Source organism: Haliea salexigens DSM 19537 (genome assembly GCF_000423125.1).
GTDB lineage: Bacteria > Pseudomonadota > Gammaproteobacteria > Pseudomonadales > Halieaceae > Haliea > Haliea salexigens.
Genome location: NZ_AUHJ01000065.1, coordinates 1 through 1,836, shown reverse-complemented (window position 1 = coordinate 1,836; position 1,836 = coordinate 1). Strand labels below are relative to the sequence as shown.

The following is a 1,836-nucleotide window of genomic DNA, read 5'->3' as shown; positions in this document are numbered from 1 at the left end:
GGCCAGTATGTAGGGATTAGAGAGATCGCTGACGAGATCTGGCTTGCCGGAAGGCCGGACCCCAGCTTTATGGATTATGATCTAGGCTTTTTTGACCAGACCGAGAACAGGGTGGAGCCAGTGGGTGTGAACCCCTTCGCTCCAAAAGTGTCACCCATGCCCTCGGAATAAAGTGCAACCTATGTGACCGGAATGCACCAGGAAAAGGTGGTAGCTACGGGTGGACTTGAACCACCGACCCCAGCATTATGAATTTTGCTGTAAAATTTTAACCCATTGATTTTATTAACTTAAATCCGAACACCCACAGCGCATTTTGCACAACAGAGCACAACTTTTCACCACAAGTCCCGCAAATCTCCCGCAGGTACCAGTGGTGCCTTGGCAACTTTGTCTGTCCTTTTATCCGGCTGTAAACGAAATAAGGCGCCCTTAGTTTCACTTTTAGCTCGTAAAGTGAAATAATAGATTTTGTGTTTCACTTTCATTCAGCAGCGCAAGGTTTTTATGGCCATCAGGTTAGAGGAATATCGCTCTGGCGAATACCGGAGGGGTTTCCAGTACCAATTCTTTTTGCCCTCTCATATCAATGAGAGCTGGACCTGGGATACGCCACAAATCAACCAACTTGTAGAGAAGGCTGCCATAAGACTGGGGGAGCTGAATTCCTATGCTCGCCTGGTGCCAAACATTGATTTATTTATTCAGTTGCATGTCACCAAAGAGGCCGTGGTATCCAGTCGGATAGAGGGCACCAAAACCAATATCGATGAAGCCCTGTTACCAGAGGAGGAAATTAACCCGGAGCGGCGGAATGACTGGCGCGAGGTTAACAACTACATCCGGGCGATGAATGATGCCATCCAAACGCTGGAGACATTGCCGTTATCGTCTCGTTTGCTTAAGCAGGCTCACCAGACACTACTCACGAATGTTCGCGGAGAACAAAAGATGCCCGGGGAATTCCGCACCAGTCAGAACTGGATAGGCGGCAGTAGTCTGGCTGATGCGGTATTTATACCGCCCGCGCACGAGCATGTTCCTGAACTGATGGGAGATCTGGAGAAGTTTCTGCACAATGATGAGATTCAAATGCCAGCGTTAGTTCGCATCGCCATTGCTCATTACCAGTTTGAAACCATACACCCCTTTCTGGATGGCAATGGCAGGATAGGCCGTCTACTTATAACTCTGTTCCTGGTGAGTGAAGGGATTCTCAGTCAGCCCTTACTTTATCCTTCTACCTATTTTGAAAAGAACAAGGGGCTGTATTACGACAACCTGATGAGGGTGCGTACTCACAGCGACATGCTGCAATGGTTGAAGTATTTTTTGGTGGGTGTCGAGCAAACGGCAACTGAGGCTGTCGCAGCGCTGACAAACATTATCAAGCTCAAGTCAGATATCGAAACGTTGATTCACAACAACTTTGGAAGGCGAACCGCCAGCGCCACACTCTTATTGCAACAGCTGTTCAAGCACCCGATTTTGAGCGTTGATCAGGCCGCGACGATCTGTGGCGTAAATTATCGTCCGGCGAATGAGTTGGTTGCCTTGATGTGCAAACAACAGATCCTTAGAGAGATTACCGGGCAAAGCCGAAACAGACTCTTCGCATTTGAACCGTATCTGGAACTGTTTAACCTTAAATGATCACTCGCCACCAAACTCAGTATTTGGCCTGGCAGCTAGCCAGCGCCATTGTGGACGCCCGGATAGACCTGAACCCGCATCAGGCTTTAGGCATAGGACATATTAACGGCCTATCGAGAGTAGACATCCTCGCTGATTGTTCTGCCCGGACCTGCGGACCTGTCGAAGTTTCCATCTATTGAC

The 1,836-nt window shown here is 48.8% G+C and carries 1 protein-coding gene; it reads left to right on the top strand.

Annotated elements, in window-relative coordinates; translation table 11 throughout:
- The first annotated feature begins 507 nt into the window (after positions 1 to 507).
- A complete protein-coding gene (locus tag G533_RS0119265; RefSeq protein ID WP_144079968.1) occupies positions 508 to 1,653 on the top strand; it encodes a Fic family protein in 1,146 nt (381 codons plus the stop codon).
- Positions 1,654 to 1,836 lie beyond the last annotated feature (183 nt).

Coding starts and splice junctions, on each gene's coding strand:
- G533_RS0119265 (WP_144079968.1), top strand. CDS start 508: ATGGCCATCAGGTTAGAGGAATATCGCTCTGGCGAATACCGGAGGGGT.